Below are 18,614 nucleotides of genomic sequence, written 5' to 3' on the forward strand. Positions count from 1 at the left end.
CCGCGGTCGGAGCCTCCGGCACATCAGGGGCGACGCCGCCCCCGTGCCGGAGGCGCTCAGTGCTTGCGGACGGTGGCGGCCTCGGCCAGCGCCAGCAGTGCCTCGCGGGCCCGCTCGTCGGCCAGCGGCGCCGCCTCCAGCGCGGCCAGCGACTGCCGCATCAGCTCCTCGATCCGCTGCTCCACCCGCTCCGGCGCGCCGCTGCGCCCGACCAGTTCGCGCAGTCGGGCCACCTCCTCGGGCGCCAGGTCCGGCGCGCCGAGCCGCTCGTCCAGATGACGGGCGTCGGCGGCGGGCAGCCCCCGCATCGCGTGCGCGACCAGCAGCGTCCGCTTGCCCTCGCGCAGGTCGTCCCCGGCGGGCTTGCCGGTGACCGCAGGGTCCCCGAAGACGCCGAGCAGGTCGTCCCTCAGCTGGAACGCCTCGCCCAGCGGCAGGCCGAACGCCCCGTACGCCTCGACCAGCTCCGGCCCGGCACCCGCCAGCAGCGCGCCGACCTGCAGCGGCCGCTCGATCGTGTACTTGGCCGACTTGTAGTGCAGCACGGTCCGCGCCCGGTCCAGCGCGCCCTCGTCCGCGGAGTCCCCGGCGACCGGTTCCAGGACGTCCAGGTACTGGCCGACCATGACCTCGGTGCGCATCAGGTCGAACACCGGCTTGGCGGTCAGCACGGCGGCCGGGTCCAGGCCCGAGCGCAGGAACAGCTCGTCGCACCAGATCAGCAGCAGGTCGCCGAGCAGCACCGCCGCCGAGGCGCCGAACTGCTCGCGGTCGCCGCGCCAGCCGCTCGCCCGGTGCAGCGCCTCGAAGCGGCGGTGGACGGAGGGCAGGCCGCGCCGGGTGTCGCTGCGGTCCATCAGGTCGTCGTGGACCAGCGCGCTGGCCTGGAGCAGTTCCAGGGCGGCCGCGGCGTGCGCGATGCCCTCCCCGGCGGCGGGGCCGCCGGCGCCGCGCCAGCCCCAGTAGCAGAACGCCGGGCGCAGCCGCTTGCCGCCGTCCAGCAGGAAGTCGCGCAGTGCCTCGACGGCGGGCGTCAGCTGCGGGGAGATCTTCCCCAGCAGGGCCGACTGGCCGTCCATGAACCCGGCGAGGGCGGCGTTGACGCGCTCGCGCACGTCCTCCACGTCGATCGGGTTGGCCGGCCGGTTGCTGGACGAGGTCACGATGAGGCTCCGGAGGTTTCGCTGGGGGTGCGGCAAGCGTAGCCGGACGGACGCGAACAGCTGTCCGGACGAGGCCCGGTTACCCGGGTCGGCGGTAAGCGGAATGTCGTCCATCAATTGTCTCAATACCTGGAACCGGGTTGTCCGTGCCCTTCGGCCGACGGTTAACCTGCCACCATGGCACTCGGCATCGCTACCACCAGAACAGACCGCGCTTCGACGGTCCGCGAGCTTCTGGCGGCCGGCAAGCGGTCCTTCTCCTTCGAGTTCATGCCCCCGCGGACCGAGGTCGGTGAGCACCGCCTCTGGGACGCCATCCGCCGCCTCGAACCGCTCGACCCCAACTTCGTCTGCATGACGTACGGAGCCGGTGGTTCCTCGCGCGAGCGCACGGTCAACATGGTCGGCCGGATCGCCACCGAGACCACGCTGACCCCGGTGGCCCACCTGACCGCGGTGGACCACTCGGTCGCCGAGCTGCGCAACATCATCGGCCACTACGCCGACCAGGGCGTGCGGAACGTCCTCGCCGTGCGCGGCGACCCGCCCGGCGACCCGACGGGCGAGTGGGTCAGCCACCCCGAGGGCGTCACCTACGCCTACGAGCTGGTGGAGCTGATCAAGGGGATCGGCGACTTCTGCGTGGGCGTCGCCGCCTCGCCGAACATGCACCCACGCTCGACCGACTGGGACGAGGACATCCGGCACTTCGTGGCGAAGATCCGCTCCGGGGCCGACTACGCGATCACCCAGATGTTCTTCGAGGTCGACGACTACCTGCGGCTGCGCGACCGCGTCGCGGCCGCGGGCTGCGAGGCGCCGATCATCCCGGAGATCATGCCGGTCACCAACGCCAAGCAGCTGGAGCGCTTCCCGCAACTGAGCGGGTCGGCCTTCCCGGTCGACCTGGAGGAGCGGCTGCGGGGCGCGATCGACGACCCGGCGGCGCTGCGCGCGATCGGCATGGAGCACGCCACCGCGATGTCCGAGCGGCTGCTGGCGGAGGGCGCCCCCGGGCTGCACTTCATCACGCTCAACCACTCGACCGCGACGCTGGAGATCTACCAGAACCTCGGCCTGCACCAGCGCTGACCGGGCCGCGTTCCCGGCCGGCCCGGCCCCCGGACGGGCCGGGAACGCGATGCGGTACCCGGGGCGTTCAACCGGTACAGTCGCCGCACACGCGCGGCGAGCGCGGGCACGCGACTGGAGGTAGCGGGCGATGGGCATCGGATACCTGCTGCTGTACGCCGCGTTGGCGGTGGTGGCGCTCTGGCTGCTGGCCGAGCTGCTGCTGCAGAACCGTGCCCCGGTGCACTGGCGCGCGCTCGCCCTGGCCGGCTTCCTCGGCGTGTCCGCCGGGATGGCGGCCGGCTCGGTCGTGGTGATCGGCGCGGGCGCCGCGCTGTTCGCGCTGGGCCAGACCCTCGTCACTCTCTCCGTGAAGCGCGGCTACGCGGCCGGCTGGTCGCTGCGCCGGCCCGACGGCGGCCTGCCCGGTCCGCTGGCCAAGGTGCCCCTGCTGGGTGCACTGACCGGTGGTGCGGCCGTGGCCACCGCGGTGGCGGCCGAGCGGATCGGCACGGTCAGCGCGGTCGAGGAGACCCCGGAGCCGGTCGCGGTGGCCGAGGACGTCCCGGCCGTCGAGCAGACCGCCGCCTTCGAGATGCAGGAGCTCGCCGCGGACGGCGTCTACGCCCCCGGCTACTACGAGCAGCAGCAGCCCGCCCCGCAGGCCCAGCCCGACCCGTACGCCGAGGCCTACCAGGCCGGCTACGACGCCCCGCAGCAGCAGCCCGTCTGGGACGCGAACGCCCAGCAGCAGTGGCAGACCCAGCAGCAGCCGGCCGTCGCCTACGACCAGGGCTACGGCACCTACCAGCAGCAGGCCGTCCAGCCGGACCCGTACGCGGGGTACCAGCAGCAGGTGGACGCGTACGGCGGCTACCAGCAGCAGCCCGACCAGTACGGCTACGACCAGCAGGCCCAGCAGGCCCAGCAGCAGTGGCAGCCCCACCCGGGCATCCCGCAGCAGCCCGGCTACGACTACGGCTACCAGCAGCAGACCACCTGGCAGCAGCAGGGCTGAGCCCGCTCCCCGGACCGCTGTTCGGACCGCCCGGCCGACTCCTCAGGCCGGGCCGATGAGGTTGGCCGCGATGCAGGCCGACATGCCGACCCGGGCCAGCCCGCCGCCGGGGTGGGCCGCGCCGCCCACCAGGTAGAGGCCGGGGAGGGGGGACTCGTTCGCGCTCCGGAGCCAGTTCCCGCCGTGGCCGGCCAGGGCGGGTCGGGGGACGGCGCCCATGAAGGCGCCGGTCTCCCGGCGGGTGTCCTCGGGCGTACGCACCACTCGCCACAGGACGCGTTCGCGCAGGCCGAGGCCCGCTGCGTCGACATGGTCCAGCAGCCGCTCCGCGTAGCGGTCGGCCAGGCCGGGCTCCGTCCAGTCGACATCGCCCTGCGCCGGGACGGTCACGGTGAGCACCGCGCTCTCGTGGTCGCCGTCCGGCCGCAGTGACGGGTCGTCGGGCCGCAGGACCTGTACCGTCGGGCGTTCGCAGAGGTCGGCGCTGAGGGTCAGCGCGTTCCACTCGGCCGCCGGGTCGGCGGCATGGACGACCGAGCGGTGCGCGGTTCCCTCCGGACGGCCCCCGCGCAGCGCGAGCAGCACGGTGAACCGGCCGTTGGGCTCCTCGAAGTGACCCCACTCGGCCGGGTCGCCGCCGCCCGGCCACTCGGCGATGCGCCGGCTGAACAGCGACCAGGCGTCCATCGAGGAGATCACCAGGTCGGCCTCGATCCGGCCGGCCGCGGTGTCGACACCGCACGCCCGGCCCTCCTCGGTGACCACCGAGGTGACCTCGGTGTCGAAGCGGAACTCCACCTTGCGCTGCTCGCAACGGCGGTACACCGCGTCGGCCAGCGTGCGGATGCCGCCCTTGACGTACCAGACGCCGAAGGACTGCTCCATGTACGGCAGGACGGTGGCGCTCGCCGGGGCGGTGTTCGAGTGGAGGCCGAAGCGCAGGGCGTATTCCTCCAGCAGGGCGGTCAGACCCGGGTGGCCGCCGAGCTCCCGGGTGGCCACGTCGGTGAGGGTCCACGGCCTGGCGCCGAACAGGCGGGCCAGGCCCCTGCGGGGAGGCGCCGGGTACGGGTCGGTGTGCAGCGGCGCGGGGTCGGCCGGGAGCGGCTCCTCCAGCAGCGGGCGGCGGGTGGCCTCCCAGACCGTGCGGCCGTGGTTCATCACCTCGGCCCAGCGGGCGCCCGAGCCGGCGCCGAACGCCGCGTCCAGCGCCTGGATCACGCCGCCGCGGGACGCGTTGGGCAGCAGCAGGTCGGTGCCGTCGGGGAACAGGTGCCGGCTCTCCGGGTCGACCGGGGCCAGCTCGACCAACTGCTCCAGCGGCTCCCTGCCGGTCTTCAGCGCGAGGTCGCGGTAGACGGCCGGGAGGGTGAGCAGCCCGGGCCCGGTGTCGAAGGCGAAACCGTCGCGCTCGTACCGGCCGACCATGCCGCCGTACGTCCCGCTCGCCTCGCAGACCGTCACCCGGTGGCCGAGCGTCGCCAGCCGGGAGGCCGCCGCGAGCCCGCTCATTCCTGCGCCGATGATGACGATCCGTGCCATGGACCGCATCCTACGGCCGGGCGACGGGCACCCTCTGCGCCGGTCGTACGCCCGCCGCCCGGGCGGCCCGGCGCTCGCGGCGGCGATCCCGGAAGCGGCGGATCCGGCTGACCGCGAACCAGACCAGCAGCAGGCTGACGGCCAGCAGCACGGCGGCGATCGAGGCGGCCAGCCACGGATGGAAGATCGCCAGGGTGACCAGTGCGGCGACCGAGACGTCCTCCGCCAGGCTCACCGCGATGTTGCTGGCCGGTTCGGGCGAGGTGTTGACCGCCATCCGCAGCGAGGCCTTCACCAGATGGCTGACCAGCGCGGTGGTGCCGCCCATCGCCCCCGCCGCGACCTCGCCCAGCGAGCCCGGGTCGGCGCTCGCCAGCAGCGCGCCGACGGTGGCGCCCGCGATCGGTCGGATCACGGTGTGGACGGTGTCCCAGAGGCTGTCCACGTACGGGATCTTGTCGGCCACCGCCTCCAGCAGGAACAGCACCCCGGCGGCGACCAGCACGTCGGTACGCTCCAGCGCGGCCGGCACCGAATCCGCCCCGGCGAACCGGCCCAGCAGCCCGAGCAGCAGCACCACCGCGTACGCGTTGATCCCGCTCGCCAGTCCGCTGGTGAAGATCAGCGGAATGATCGTCATCCGTTCCTCCTCGGGACAGGGCCCTCGTGGCGCCCGCCGGGATCCGCCCGGCGCGCCGTACCGTACCGGGACGCCGGCCGGGCGGCCGCCGGTTCCCGCCCTCACGCAACTGAGTACGGATACTCAGAAGCCCGGTTGAGTAGTTGAGCGGATGGCCTCCGACCTGCGCAGACGGGACAGTAGTGACACCGGGACGGCGGCGCGTCGGGCGCTGCGGCCCCGGGACGGCGGACAGGTGCCGTCCAGCGGGCACGGGGGGCCGCGGACGTCACCGGTGGGTCCGCACGGGAGCCGGTCGCAGGCCGCGCACCGCCGACACGGGGCGGCGGAGCGGGGTCAGGGGGGACCGGCCACCCGGAGGGGGGTTCCGAAGCGGCGGCCGTGGGGGGCGGCGCTTCGGCGGGGGGTGCGGGGCGGTGGGGCGCAGGGGCCGGCGGAGTCGGCCGGCGGGCCGCCGCCCGCACGCGCGTCCGGAGCCGGTGCGCACCGCCGCACGGCCGCATTGTCAGTGGCCCCGGTCACGATGGAGGAGCACGGACCACCCGGTCCGCGCGCTGCCTCGGACCGGGGGAGACCATGACCATCAGCAGTCCTGAGCCCGTCACCACCCGCCTCCACTCCGCCGCGCACCGACCGGACGCCCACCGCCCCGCCCCCGGGGACGTCCATCCGGTGGTGCGCCGGGTCGCCGCTCCGCCCGCCGCCCTCGACCTGCTCGCCGACGCGCACCGCACCCTCGCCGGGGCCCGCGCCCGGGAGGACCCGTTGGAGCGGTACGCCGCCGCCCACCTCGCCGCGCTGCGTACCGTCGCGGCGGTGCTCGCCGCGCGTGGCCGGCCGGAGAAGAGCCCCCGGCGCCGCCAGGCCATCCGCAGCGCCTGGGAGGTGCTGCCCGAGATCGCCCCCGAGCTCGCCGAGTGGGCGGTGTACTTCGCGGCCGGCGCCCGCCGCCGGGCCGCCGCCGAGGCCGGGATCCGGGGCGCCGCCTCGGCCCGCGACGCCGACGACCTGATCCGCAACTGCGCGCTCTTCCTCCGGCTGGTCGAGCGGCTGCTCGGTCTGCGTCCGACGCCGCCCGCCCCGCGGCTGCCGCTGGACGACGGCGAGGGCGACGGCCACGACCCGGCCCCGCCGCGGTGACGGGCGGAGCAGCCCGGCCCCGGCCCGGTCCGGGGCCTGCCGGGTCGATCTCGGCGCCCGGCGAGATCGACCCGGCAGGGCCTAAGGTGGAGGCATCCTGATCGATCTGCACGTGCCAAGGAGCCCGACCTTGTACCCGACGCGTCCCCGCAGCGCCCTGCGTACCGCCGTGGTGTGGGAGGTGGTGCGGGCAGCCCTGGAGAAGCGGGCGGCCGAGCTGGACCAGCCCGTGCTCGACGTGGTCGACACCGGCGGCGGCACCGGCAACTTCGCGGTGCCGGTCGCCCGGCTCGGCCACCGGGTGACCGTGGTCGACCCGAGCCCCGACGCGTTGTTCGCGCTGGAGCGCCGGGCCGTCGAGGCCGGCGTCACCGACCTGGTCCGCGCCGTCCAGGGCGACACCCAGACGCTGCCCGAGCTGGTCGCCCCCGGCACCGTCGACGCGGTGCTCTGCCACGGGGTGCTGGAGGTGGTGGACGACCCGGCCGAGGCGCTCGGCAGCCTGGCCGGCACCCTGCGCCGCGGCGGCTTCGTCAGCCTGCTGGCCGCCAACCGCAACGGCGCGGTGCTGGCCCGCGCGCTCGGGGGCCACTTCACCGACGCCCGCACCGTCCTGGAGGCCGCCGATGGCCGCTGGGGCGCGAGCGACCCGATGCCGCGCCGCTTCACCGGCGAGGAGCTCGACCGGCTGGCCGTCGGCGCCGGCCTGCGGGTGGACTCGGTGCACGGCGTCCGGGTCTTCGCCGACCTGGTGCCCGGCGTCTTGGTGGACACCGAGCCGGGCGCGCTGGAGGCGCTGCTCAAGCTGGAGGAGGCCGCCGCCGAGCAGCCCGCCTTCCACGCCGTGGCGACCCAGCTCCACCTGCTGGCCACCCTGGCCTGACCCCGGCTTCTCCCACGGTTCTCCGGCCGGTCTCCTCGCCGTCTGCGCCGAAGCTCCCCAGGTCCCGGCCGATTCCACCAGCTCGGGCACTTGTCCGGGACCGGCGGCGTTGAGCACTGTGCGGCCCGGACCGCCCGGTACGGCCCGGCCCTCGCGTGGCCGACCGCCCCGCAACGGGCCCGTGGACCGTATGATCTGGGTAAAGCCGGAAAGCATGACAGCCGGATGCATGGGGCATATGGACGACACGGGCCTGGGCCCCCGTACAGGCGTCCGACCGCGTGTTCTGAAGGCTGATTGGACTTTGCCACCCCGACCGGGGCGGCGGACCGGTCGCACCGGCGACCGACGAGTAGGAGGACTCCGTGCCGCTCTCGGAGCACGAGCAGCGACTGCTCGACCAGATGGAGCGAGCGCTGTATGCCGAAGATCCCAAATTCGCGACGGCGCTCGAGGGAACCGGCCTGCGCACCTACACCCGTCGGCGGGTCTATCTGGCCGTCGGAGGCTTCGTGGTGGGCATCGGCCTGCTGATGGGCGGCATGGTCGTCCCGGACCAGATCTGGGTCAGTGTGGTGGGGTTCCTGGTGATGCTGGGGTGCGCGGTCTTCGCCGTCACCGGCTGGCGCCGCGGGCCCGCGGGGCAGGCCTCCGGCCCCCGGCCGGCCGCAGCGCCGCGCCGCAAGGCGGGGGTGATGGACCGGGTGGAGCAGCGCTGGCAGCGCCGCCGGGACGAGCAGACCGGCGGCTTCTGAGTCACCGGCCCCACAGAGAACACCGCGAGGGCGGGCAGTCGGATCGACTGCCCGCCCTCGCGTTCCGTGTGCGCCCGGTGTCGGCGTTTCGTGTGCGCCCCGTGTCAGGACGCCTCGCGGTCCCCACTCCTGCGGCGGCGCAGCCGCTCCCGGCCCCGGCGCAGCGGCGCGGCCGCCCGGGAGACCCGGCCGCGTGCCGCGAGCCGGGCCGCCAGCGCCGCATCCGAGAGCTGCCACCAGAGCTTGGCCGAGGACGGCGGCAGCAGCACCGCCTTCGTCCGGCCGACCCGTCCGGCGCCGGCCCGCAGGCCTTCCCGGGCGGTCCGGACGTCGGCCGCCACGGGCGTGGACACCTCGGCCGAGCGGGCGTAGAGCACCCGCTCGGTGGCCAGGGCGACCCGCCCGGCGGCGGCCGCCGAGGCCTCGTCGAGCTCGGCCGCCTCGGCGATCCGGCGGGCGGCGGCGCGCGGGGTGCGCGACTCGTCCGGCGGGATGCCGAGGTCCCAGGCGGAGTCGATCAGCTCGTCCCAGGCGGCCAGCACCTGTGCGTCGGTCGGCTCGGTCGGGCCGTCCCCGCCGGGCCGGCGCCGCCCGGCCGCACCGATCCGGCGACGGCGCAGCAGCTCCCGCCAGACCATCGGGGTGAGCAGCAAAGCGAGCACCAGCAGCACCGCGGCCAGGGTGGTGAGCACCTGCCAGGAGAGCAGCCAGGAGTCCTCGTGGGCGCCGGCCGTGGTCCTGCCCTTGTCCCCGCACTCGCCCATGCGGCGCAGCTTGGGGTCGCAGGCGCTGCTGCTGGAGGGCGCCGCGACGGGGGCGGTGCTCTGGGCGGCGGCGGTCGGTTGCTGGGTCGGCGCGGTGGCGGGCGCGGCGACCGGCTCGGTGTAGTGGGGCTGCACGCCACGGGTCGGTGTGGGCTCGAAGCGCAGCCAGCCGAAGCCCTGGAAGTACAGCTCGGGCCAGGCGTGGTACATCAGGCCGTTCACCGAGTAGCGGTCGCCGCCCTTGGCGTCGCCCGGGGTGAAGCCGACCGCGACCCGGGACGGGATGCCCAGGGTGCGGGCCATCGCCGCCATGGTGGAGGCGAAGTGCACGCAGAAGCCCTTGCGGTCGCGCAGGAAGTCCGCGATCGCGGTGCTGCCGGTACCGGCCTTGATCCTGGTGTTGTAGGAGAACTCGGAGCTGGTGAACCAGTCCTGCAGCGCCAGCGCCCGGTCGTACGCGGTGGGCGCGTTCCTGGTGACCTCCTGGGCCTTCTCCCGGACCACCGGCGGGAGGTCCCTGGGCAGCTCGGTGTAGTACTCGGAGAGCTTGGACGGTACCGGCCCCGCGCTGCGCAGCTCGGCGGCGGTGGGCCGGACGTCGTAGGCGGTGGCCTTGTAGCGCAGGCCCTTGATCGCCTTGTCCTTGGAGGACAGCACGGTGCCGGTGAGGGTGTCCACCTTCCAGTCGCCGGGGTTGGGGACGCTGACGCTGCTGGCCGGGTAGGGCATGGGCAGCCAGCTCGACTCCAGCTTGTCGGTGGCCTGGAAGTCCCCCGGCTCCGCCGGGATGTCGGTCTTCGCCAGGCCCTCGGGCGCGGGGAGGCCGTCCCTGAGCTCGGTCACCGCGGGGTTGCTGAGCTTCCACGCCGTGCCGTCGAACCGGTCCAGCGAGCCGGTGCGCAGGTACGCGGTGTCCGCGAGGCTGCTGTCCATCCGGTAGGTGAGCAGCTCGACGTCGCTGGGGGCGGCCAGGGCGGCCTCCAGGGTGACCAGCGGATCGAGGGTGGTGACGCCTCCGGCGCGGGTGCCGCCCGACCCGCCGGCCGAGCCGGTGTGGACCAGGCCGCCCTCCCAGCGCGGCAGGAAAGCCGGCACCAGCAGGGCCAGCGCGAGCGCCAGGACGCCGATCCGCTGGCCGCCCTGGCTGAGCGTTCCGGAGCCCTCGCCCTGGCGCGTGCCGCGGAAGACCCGGCCCCAGCGGGAGACCCGGTCCTGCCCCTCGGCGAAGAGCAGCACCAGGTAGCCGGCGGCGGCGAGGCCGAACCAGACCCAGCTGCCGCCGTCGCCGGCCAGCCCGTTGCCGACCGAGTAGAGCGCCAGCAGCGGCAGCCCGGCCAGCGCGGAGCGCCGGTAGGTGACCGCGACGGTGTCCACCGCGATGGCGATCAGGCCGACGGAGCCGACCAGGATCAGCCGCAGGCCCGGATCGGGCGGCGCGGGGATGGCGTACTCCTGGATGTCGTCCAGCCCGCTGCGCAGGACCTGGCCGAGGGTGTGCACCGACTCGGCGCCGGGCAGCACACCGCCCCAGAGGGCGGTGGAGCTCGCGAAGCCGACCAGCAGCAGCACGAACAGGACGAGCAACTGCCCGAGCGGCACCGTCCAGCGGTAGAACGGGGTCCGGCGCAGACCCGCGCCGGCTGCCGCGACCACCGCGATCACCAGGTAGGCGTGGGTGATCCAGCCCTTGGTGGTGAGCAGGGGGATCAGGCAGAGCGCGGCCAGGGCGGTGGCCAGCGCCGAGTACACGGTCAGTTTGGCCCGGGTGGTCACGCGCCGGCCTCATCTCGGTAGGGGGAGGGCGACTCGGTCCGGTCGGCGGCCTGCCAGAGCTCCGGCGCGGAGTCCCCGGCGCGGACCGGCAGGACGGTCCAGCCGGCCTCGCGCAGCTGCCGCACCCGGTCGCGGAACTCCTCCCCGCCGGTGTCGGGCGCGAGCATCCGCAGACCGGCCCAGGTGCCGGTGTCGAGCAGGAAGGCGACGGCGCCGCCGGTGCGGCCCCGCAGTCGGGCCAGCCGGGCGGTCTGGGCCTCGTCCAGGTCGCCGAGGACGGCGACCAGCAGGCCCTCGCCGGAGCTGCGCAGGGGCTCCTCGGCGCGGGAGAGCCCGCCGCCGTCGGAGAGGTCGACCACCGCGAGCGCGTCCAGGATCAGGCCGGAGGCGTCGGCGGCGGTGTTGCCGCCGCCGGCGTCCGGGCCGGGCACGCAGTGGCCGGTGTCGGTGAGCAGCCGGGTCTGGTAGCCGAGCTCCAGCAGGTGCACGGAGACCGAGGCGGCGCAGCTGACCGCCCATTCGAAGGAGGACGCCGGGCCGCTGCCGCGGTGGCCGGTCTCCCGGGTGTCCAGCAGGACGGTCGCCCGGGCCTTCTTCGGCTGCTCCTCGCGACGGACCATCAGTTCGCCGTACCGGGCGGTGGACTTCCAGTGCACCCGGCGCAGGTCGTCGCCGTGCCGGTACTCGCGCAGGATGACGTCGTCGTCACCGGCCAGCGCCAGGGTGCGGGTGTGGCTCTCGCCCTGGCCGACCCACTCGCCGCTGAGCCGCACGTGCGGCAGCTGCTGCACCTGCGGCACGACGGTGAGCACGTCGGAGGCGGTGAAGGAACGGTTGACCTCGCACATCCCGAACGGGTCGGAGAGCCGCAGCTGGAGCGGGCCCAGCGGGTAGCGGCCGCGCAGGTCGGAGCGGACCCGGTAGGAGACCTCGCGGTGCCCGTGCGGCTCGACCCGGTCCAGCACGAAGCGCGGGCGCGGCCCGAGCACGTACGGGACCTTGTCCTCCAGCAGCAGCAGGCCGGTGGGCACCCGGGAGACGTTGTCGACCCGCAGGTGGACCCGGGCCTCGTGGCCGGCGACGGCGCGGCGCGGGCTGAGCCGGCGTCCACTGGCCACCCGGTAGCGGGTGTTGGCCAGCAGCAGCGCGGCGGCCAGCGGCAGCGCTGCCAGCAGGACGCCGACGCGCAGCAGCGCGTCCTGGTCGAGCAGATAGGCACAGACCACCGAGGTGGCCCCGGCGGCGAGGAAGGAGCGGCCCCGGGTGGTGAGGCCGTTCAGGCCGGCGCGCAGGCCCGACGGTGCGTCGGACGGTCCCACCTCAGCCCCTCCGCAGGGCCGGGCCGGCCTGGCCCTGCGGGCGCGGCAGCGGCAGCCGGGCGACCAGGTCGGTCACGATCTGCTCGGAGGTGCGGCGGCTCAGCTGGGTCTCGGCGGTCGGCATCAGGCGGTGGGCGAGCACCGGGACGGCCAGGCGCTGGATGTCGTCCGGGGTGACGTAGTCGCGCCCGTCCAGCGCGGCGGCGGCGCGGGCCGCCCGGACCAGGTGCAGGGTGGCGCGCGGCGAGGCGCCCAGACGCAGCTCGTGGCTGGTGCGGGTGGCGCCGACCAGGTCGACGGCGTAACGGCGGACCGGGTCGGCGATGTGCACGGTGCGCACCAGGTCGATCAGCTTGAGGATGTCGGCGGCGTGCGCGACCGGCTGGAGGTCCTCCAGCGGGCTGGCGCCGCCGTGCACGTCGAGCATCGCGAACTCGGCCTCGGGGCTCGGGTAGCCGATCGAGATCCGGGCCATGAAGCGGTCCCGCTGGGCCTCCGGGAGGGGATAGGTGCCCTCCATCTCGACCGGGTTCTGGGTGGCGACCACCATGAACGGCGAGGGCAGCTCGTAGCTGGTGCCGTCGATGGTGACCTGGCGCTCCTCCATCGACTCCAGCAGCGCGGACTGGGTCTTCGGCGAGGCCCGGTTGATCTCGTCGCCGACCACGATCTGGGCGAAGATCGCGCCCGGGCGGAACTCGAAGTCGCGCTGGTGCTGGTCGAAGATGTTGGTGCCGGTGACGTCGGAGGGCAGCAGGTCCGGAGTGAACTGGATGCGCCGCACCGTGCAGTCGACGGACCGGGCCAGCGCCTTGGCCAGCATGGTCTTGCCGACGCCGGGTACGTCCTCCAGCAGCAGGTGGCCCTCGGCGAGCAGGACCGTCAGCGCGATCCGGACGGCCTCCGGCTTGCCCTCGATCACGCTCTCGATGTTGGCCCGGACCCGCTCCACCACGGCGGCGAGCTCGGGCAGGCCGACCGGGCGGTAGCCCTGCGCCCCCTGGTCGCTCCCCGCGCGACCTTCGAGACCGGCCTGATCGTTGTAGCTCGTCACCCGTACGCTCCCTGGCACACTGCGCCCGCCTCACCCCGAGGCGGGCCCACCCCATGCTGGACGCGGCTCCTCCGGGAGCGGTTCCGTAGCGGGAGCCGGTGCCGGGGTGGGGCCTGCGGCTGGCCGCCCCAGGTGGTTCGGGGTCCGACCGGCAGGCGCATTCTCCCCCGGGCGGTGGCCAGAAGTCACCACCCGGCCGAAAGCACCGGGGAAGCCGTGGGGTGGGCGGGACACCCGGTCGGGCGGGGGAGTGCGGCGGCGGGAGTTCCGGCTGGGCCCGGACGACGCTGGCCGGGCCGGAAGCGGCCGGTGGACGGGGTGGGTCAGGCGATCTCGCGGAGCAGCCCGGTGTGGACGTCGAAGACGAAGCCCCGGACGTCGTCGGTGTGCGGCAGGAAGGGCGAGGTGCGGACCCGCTGCATGGACTGCCGGACGTCGCTGTCGAGGTCGACGAAGGCCTCGACCGCCCACTGCGGACGCTGGCCGACCTCCAGCTCCAGCTCGCGCCGGAAGTCCTCGGTGAGACCGAGCAGACCGCAGCCGGTGTGGTGGATCAGGGCGACCGAGCGGGTGCCGAGGGCGCGCTGGCTGATGGTGAGCGAGCGGATGGTGTCGTCGGTGACCACGCCGCCGGCGTTGCGGATGACGTGGGCGTCGCCCAGTTCGAGGCCGAGCGCGGCGAACAGGTCGAGTCGGGCGTCCATGCAGGCCACCACGGCGATGCGCTGGACGGGTCGGGCGTCCATGCCGCCGTCGCGGAAGGTCACCGCGTACTCGCGGTTGGCCGCCACGAAGCGGTCGATGATGTTCGGTGCGGCGGTGTCGGCAGCGGCTGTCGGCCTGGGCCGGTCGGGGGTCACTGTCATGGTGAAGACGTTAGTGCGAATTCGGTGTCCGTGGTGAGGCCGAGGGCTACAGAGCGGGCGGCTGTGACCGAGTGCATATCGACAACCGGGCAGGGCCGAGGACGGGCCGGCGAGGTGTTCCGGACGGGTTTGTCCGGCCTCGTCGGGGCCGGGGCGCGCGGCCGCGCCACGCGACCCCCTCCGGTGCCCCCGACGGGCCGCCGGACGGCCGCGACCTGCGGTGATCCGTACCGCCGCCCGGGTGGTGCGCCGGAGCGGACCATTGACTGACGGGGTGTCCGCGATAGAGTTGCGGCGCAGTGGAGCACACTCGCCGAGGCCCGTCAACCGGGCGTTCTCCGGCCGGTGCGACGGCCGACGCGGCCGGTGGCCTCCACCCGCTCCGTGCCACCTGGCGCACCTTCCCCGGCGCCGGGCGGTCACGATCTTCCCCCTGAGCGGGCGGGGACCACGGGCCGCGTCCCGGCCGCCGGCGGCTGCCACCGCCGCCCCAGGCGCCGACTCCGGCACACAGTGGGCCAAAATGGTCGGAGCTCCCGGACGTCGGGCTGCTTCGCACCGAAGAAGGGCGCCACCGCGCATGAGCACCAACGATCCGGCCCCCAAGCACGTCCCCGTGATGCTGCAGCGGTGCATGGACGCGCTGGCCCCGGCGATCTCGCAGCCCGGCGCCGTGGTGGTGGACGCCACGCTCGGCCTCGGCGGGCACAGCGAGGCCCTGCTGACCCAGTTCCCGGACGTCCGACTGGTCGCGGTGGACCGCGACCCGGCGGCCCTGAAGCTCTCCGCCGAGCGGCTGGCGCCGTTCGGCGACCGGGCCACCCTGGTGCACGCCGTCTACGACGAGATCCCCGAGGTGCTGGAGCGCCTGGACATCCCCCGGGTGCAGGGCATCCTGTTCGACCTCGGCGTCTCCTCGATGCAGCTGGACGAGGCCGAGCGCGGCTTCGCCTACTCCCAGGACGCCCCGCTGGACATGCGGATGGACCAGACCCGGGGTCTGAGCGCGGCCGAGGTGCTGAACACCTACAGCCACGGGCAGCTGGCCAGGATCCTCAAGGTGTACGGCGAGGAGCGGTTCGCCGGGAAGATCGCCTCGGTGATCCTGCGCGAGCGGGAGAAGGAACCGTTCACCAACAGCGCGCGTCTGGTCGATCTGGTGCGCAACGCCATTCCGGCCGCCACCCGCCGTACCGGCGGAAACCCGGCCAAGCGCACCTTCCAGGCGCTGCGGATCGAGGTCAACGGCGAGCTGGAGGTGCTGGACCGGGCGATCCCGGGTGCGCTGGACGCGCTGGCGCTGGGCGGGCGGATCGTCGTGATGTCCTACCAGTCGCTGGAGGACCGCCTGGTCAAGCAGTACTTCGCGGCGGGCGCGACCAACACCGCCCCGCCGGGGCTGCCGTTCATCCCGGAGGAGCACCAGCCCTGGCTGAAGCTGATCACTCGCGGGGCCGAGCAGGCCACCGAGGAGGAGATCGAGGAGAACCGGCGTGCCGCGCCCGTGCGACTGCGGGTGGCGGAGAGGATCAGGGACCGAAGCACCCGGGGCTGACCAGGTTCGCGGGGCGGTCCGAAGGGCGGAGGAGACAGCGTGGGGCCGGTGGCCGGAGGCGGGGCGGGGAGCGCGGTGCTCCCCGGGCAGGGCGGCAGGGCGCGGATCACGGTCCGGCCGGGACGGCGCCCGGTACGGGGGAGGACGCCGTTCGCGGTCCTGGTCGTGGTCCTGCTCGCGGCCGGGCTGCTCGGACTGCTGGCCCTGAACACCGCACTCAACGAGGGCTCCTTCGAGCTGTCCAGACTGCAGCGGCAGACCACCGTGCTCACCGACGAGCAGCAGGGCCTGCAGCACCAGATCGACCAGAACTCCGCGCCGGACTCGCTCGCCCGCCGGGCCGTCGAACTCGGCATGGTGCCCGCCGGGGGGATGGCCTTCCTGGATGTCCCGAACGGCGGCAAGGTGCTCGGTACGCCCGGACCGGCGCAGGACAGCCCCCCGGTGAAACGGTCCACCACCGAACCGTGGCCCGGGAAGCAACCGTCGCCGAGCGCCCCGGCCGCACCACCGTCCGGCGGTGACACCACCGTCCAGATCAATCCGGCCGTTCCGGCCGCTCCCGTTCCCGCCGGTTCGCCGGCCGCGCCCCAGCCGGCGCCGACCGCGACCGGAGGTACGGGCCGATGAGCGAGCGAGTCGTCAGTGGGTGCGCGCGTTGTGCGAAGCGCTCGCCGAGGGTAGTGGGGTGGGCGCATGAGTGAGCGGAGCGAGCGAGTCGTCAGTAGGTGCGCGTTGTGCGAAGCGCTCGCCGAGGGTAGCGAGGTGGGCGCATGAGCACGCCCCGACAGCCCACCGGTGGGACCGGCGGCGCCGGTGGCCGCCGACCCGTCGCCAAGGGCGCCGCACCGCGGCAGACCCTGCGCGGCCAGGCCGGCAAGGCGCAGCCCCCGAAGGCCCAGCCCGCCAAGGCGCAGCCGGTCAAGCCGCAGCCCGCCCGGTCGAAGCAGCCGCCGCCCGGGCAGCCCCCGAAGGCCCAGCCACCCAAGGCCCAGGCGTCCAGGGCTCAACCTCCGAAGGCCCAACCCCCGAAGGCCCAGCCGGCCAAGGCCCGGGATCCGAAGGCCGCCGGCCGGTCGCCCCGGGCCCCGCAGCAGCGCCGCCCGGAGGGCCGCCCGCCCCTGCGGGGCCAGGCACCCGGCCGGCCGCGCCCGAAGTCCCGCCCGGCGCAGCGCCCGCAGTCGAGGGCGATCCGACTGGCCGACCCGCGCCGCCGGCTGCGGGTGGTCACCGTCGCGCTCTCCCTGGTGTTCTCGGTCTTCGCCGGCCGCCTCGTCCAGCTCCAGTTGCTGGACTCCGACGCGCTGGCCGCCGACGCCAACACCAACCGCTACCTGGACATCCCGATCACCGCCGAGCGCGGCTCGATAACGTCCGCCGACGGCGTGGCCCTGGCCACCACCGTCGACGCGTACGACATCACCGCCGACCCGGCCATGTTCACCCCGGAGGCGGCCGGCATCCCGGACGCCCCGGAGCAGGCGGCCGCGCTGCTGGCCCCGATCCTCGGTCTGCCCAAGGAGAAGATCGCCGCCGACCTGCACACCCCCAAGACCCGCTACAAGCGGCTCGCCGCCCAGCAGAGTCCGGACGTCAAGAACCAGATCAGCGACCTCAAGGCGGGCCTGGAGAAGCAGGCCGGCTCGCGGGCCTGCGGGGCCCAGAAGCGCCTGCTCAACAGGGCCGTGGACGAGGGTGGCCGGACCAGGCTGGACAACGAGTGCGTCAACCCGCTGGCCGGGGTGTTCAACCGGGAGACCCAGAAGCGGGTCTACCCCTCGGACGGCCTGGCCGCGAACCTGGTCGGCTTCGTCAACGCCGAGGGCGAGGGTGCCGGCGGCCTGGAGTCGCAGTACCAGAAGGTGCTGGCCGGCAAGGACGGCCACAGCAGCTACGCCCAGGCGGGCGGCCGGCTGGTGCCCACCGCCGGGGGCTCGCTGGACCCGGCCGTGCCCGGCACCGACCTGAGGCTGACCATCAACCGGGACATCCAGTGGGCCGCCCAGCGCGCCATCACCGACCAGGTCGCCAACGCCGGGGCCGAGAAGGGCTATGTGATCGTCCAGGACGTGAAGAACGGCCAGGTCCTGGCGATGGCCACCTCGCCCGGCTTCAACCCCAACGACCTGAGCACGGCCAAGTCCTCCCAGCTCGGCAACACGGCCCTGCAGGACGCGTACGAGCCGGGCAGCACCGCCAAGCTGATGACCATGGCCGCCGTCCTGGACACCGGCAAGGCCACCTGGGACACCAAGGTGACCGTGCCCTACCCGCTGGTCCGCGGCGACGTGGCGTTCAAGGACGACGTCTGGCACGACACCTGGTACCTGACGCTGGCCGGCGTGCTCGCCAAGTCGTCCAACATCGGCACCATCGAGGCCGCCCAGACCCTCGGCGCCACCCAGCCGGAGGCCAACAAGGTGCTCTACGACTACCTGCGCAAGTTCGGCATCGGTGAGCAGACCGGCCTCGGCTTCCCCGGTGAGACCTCCGGCCTCCTGGACAAGCCGGAGGACTGGAAGGCCTCGAAGCAGTACACCATCCCGTTCGGCCAGGGCCTCTCGGTGAACGCCCTCCAGGCCACCTCGGTCTTCTCCACCATCGCCAACGGCGGGGTCCGGGTGGCCCCCAGCGTCGTCCAGGGCACCACCTCGCCGGACGGGCGGTTCACGCCGGCCGCGCCCGGGGCGCAGTCCCGGGTGGTCGGCGAGCAGACCGCGAAGACGCTCACCGAGATGCTGGAGTCGGTCGTCACCGACGAGCAGGGCACCGGCGGCAAGGCGGCCATCCCCGGCTACCGGGTGGCCGGCAAGACCGGCACCGCCAACCGGGTGGACCCGAAGACCGGCGGCTACCGCGGCTACACCGCCTCGTTCATCGGCTTCGCACCGGCCGACCAGCCCCGGGTCACCGTCTCCTGCGTGATCCAGGACCCGGTCAACGGCCACTTCGGCGGCCAGCTCTGCGGCCCGGTTTTCAAGCAGGTGATGGAGTTCACCCTGAAGACTCTGCAGGTGCCGCCGAGCGGTAGCGAGGCACCCAACCTGCCCGTCGAGTGGAAGCCGTGATCG

The 18,614-nt window shown here is 74.3% G+C and carries 15 protein-coding genes; 8 read left to right on the plus strand and 7 right to left on the minus strand.

Annotated elements, in window-relative coordinates:
• Positions 1 to 56: 56 nt before the first annotated feature.
• Positions 57 to 1,163: a polyprenyl synthetase family protein gene (locus AB0J08_RS07085; RefSeq protein ID WP_360628149.1), complete on the minus strand. Its 1,107-nt coding sequence runs from the start codon at positions 1,161 to 1,163 to the stop codon at positions 57 to 59.
• 177 nt (positions 1,164 to 1,340) lie between these two features.
• Between AB0J08_RS07085 and metF the strand changes: the two genes are divergently transcribed.
• The gene (metF, locus tag AB0J08_RS07090; RefSeq protein WP_360628152.1) at positions 1,341 to 2,255 is read left to right on the plus strand and encodes a methylenetetrahydrofolate reductase [NAD(P)H]; all 915 of its coding nucleotides are present in this window, start codon (positions 1,341 to 1,343) and stop codon (positions 2,253 to 2,255) included.
• A gap of 130 nt (positions 2,256 to 2,385) precedes the next feature.
• Positions 2,386 to 3,252, plus strand: coding sequence for a hypothetical protein (locus tag AB0J08_RS07095; protein ID WP_360628155.1), 867 nt, complete (start codon positions 2,386 to 2,388; stop codon positions 3,250 to 3,252).
• A gap of 42 nt (positions 3,253 to 3,294) precedes the next feature.
• Here the strand turns inward: AB0J08_RS07095 and AB0J08_RS07100 are convergent, their stop codons facing one another.
• Together AB0J08_RS07100 and AB0J08_RS07105 are read right to left on the minus strand one after the other, a co-directional pair.
• On the minus strand, positions 3,295 to 4,794 hold the full coding sequence (locus AB0J08_RS07100) for an NAD(P)/FAD-dependent oxidoreductase (RefSeq protein WP_360628158.1): 1,500 nt from the start codon (positions 4,792 to 4,794) through the stop codon (positions 3,295 to 3,297).
• A gap of 10 nt (positions 4,795 to 4,804) precedes the next feature.
• Complete coding sequence (locus AB0J08_RS07105) at positions 4,805 to 5,434, minus strand: DUF4126 domain-containing protein (RefSeq protein ID WP_360628161.1); 630 nt, start codon at positions 5,432 to 5,434, stop codon at positions 4,805 to 4,807.
• Positions 5,435 to 6,010: 576 nt separating this feature from the next.
• Here AB0J08_RS07105 and AB0J08_RS07110 point away from each other — a divergent pair.
• The 3 genes from AB0J08_RS07110 (at position 6,011) to AB0J08_RS07120 (ending at position 8,212) form a co-directional block, all read left to right on the plus strand.
• Positions 6,011 to 6,574, plus strand: a complete 564-nt coding sequence (locus tag AB0J08_RS07110) for an SAV_6107 family HEPN domain-containing protein (RefSeq protein ID WP_360628164.1) — start codon at positions 6,011 to 6,013, stop codon at positions 6,572 to 6,574.
• Positions 6,575 to 6,704: 130 nt separating this feature from the next.
• Positions 6,705 to 7,457, plus strand: coding sequence for a methyltransferase domain-containing protein (locus AB0J08_RS07115; RefSeq protein WP_360628167.1), 753 nt, complete (start codon positions 6,705 to 6,707; stop codon positions 7,455 to 7,457).
• 365 nt (positions 7,458 to 7,822) lie between these two features.
• Positions 7,823 to 8,212, plus strand: coding sequence for a DUF3040 domain-containing protein (locus AB0J08_RS07120; protein ID WP_329487266.1), 390 nt, complete (start codon positions 7,823 to 7,825; stop codon positions 8,210 to 8,212).
• A 104-nt stretch (positions 8,213 to 8,316) separates the two neighbouring features.
• On the opposite strand, the gene AB0J08_RS07125 is transcribed toward AB0J08_RS07120, so the two are convergent.
• The 4 genes from AB0J08_RS07125 to AB0J08_RS07140 form a co-directional block, all read right to left on the minus strand.
• Entirely contained in the window at positions 8,317 to 10,749 is a 2,433-nt protein-coding gene (locus AB0J08_RS07125; RefSeq protein WP_360628170.1) for a DUF3488 and transglutaminase-like domain-containing protein, read from the minus strand.
• On the minus strand, positions 10,746 to 12,068 hold the full coding sequence (locus AB0J08_RS07130) for a DUF58 domain-containing protein (RefSeq protein WP_360628173.1): 1,323 nt from the start codon (positions 12,066 to 12,068) through the stop codon (positions 10,746 to 10,748). Before AB0J08_RS07130 ends, AB0J08_RS07125 begins: the two co-directional genes overlap by 4 nt.
• A 1-nt stretch (position 12,069) precedes the next feature.
• On the minus strand, positions 12,070 to 13,041 hold the full coding sequence (locus AB0J08_RS07135) for a MoxR family ATPase (protein ID WP_360628280.1): 972 nt from the start codon (positions 13,039 to 13,041) through the stop codon (positions 12,070 to 12,072).
• Between the two features lie 404 nt (positions 13,042 to 13,445).
• Entirely contained in the window at positions 13,446 to 13,988 is a 543-nt protein-coding gene (locus tag AB0J08_RS07140; protein WP_360628176.1) for a carbonic anhydrase, read from the minus strand.
• 580 nt (positions 13,989 to 14,568) lie between these two features.
• Between AB0J08_RS07140 and rsmH the strand changes: the two genes are divergently transcribed.
• The 3 genes from rsmH (at position 14,569) to AB0J08_RS07155 (ending at position 18,611) form a co-directional block, all read left to right on the plus strand.
• Positions 14,569 to 15,543: a 16S rRNA (cytosine(1402)-N(4))-methyltransferase RsmH gene (gene rsmH / locus AB0J08_RS07145; protein ID WP_360628179.1), complete on the plus strand. Its 975-nt coding sequence runs from the start codon at positions 14,569 to 14,571 to the stop codon at positions 15,541 to 15,543.
• 39 nt (positions 15,544 to 15,582) lie between these two features.
• The gene (locus AB0J08_RS07150) at positions 15,583 to 16,173 is read left to right on the plus strand and encodes a cell division protein FtsL (RefSeq protein ID WP_360628182.1); all 591 of its coding nucleotides are present in this window, start codon (positions 15,583 to 15,585) and stop codon (positions 16,171 to 16,173) included.
• A gap of 143 nt (positions 16,174 to 16,316) precedes the next feature.
• Positions 16,317 to 18,611, plus strand: a complete 2,295-nt coding sequence (locus AB0J08_RS07155) for a penicillin-binding transpeptidase domain-containing protein (protein WP_360628185.1) — start codon at positions 16,317 to 16,319, stop codon at positions 18,609 to 18,611.
• Positions 18,612 to 18,614 lie beyond the last annotated feature (3 nt).

It is taken from the genome of Kitasatospora sp. NPDC050463 (assembly GCF_040655255.1).
Classification (GTDB): Bacteria; Actinomycetota; Actinomycetes; order Streptomycetales; family Streptomycetaceae; genus Kitasatospora.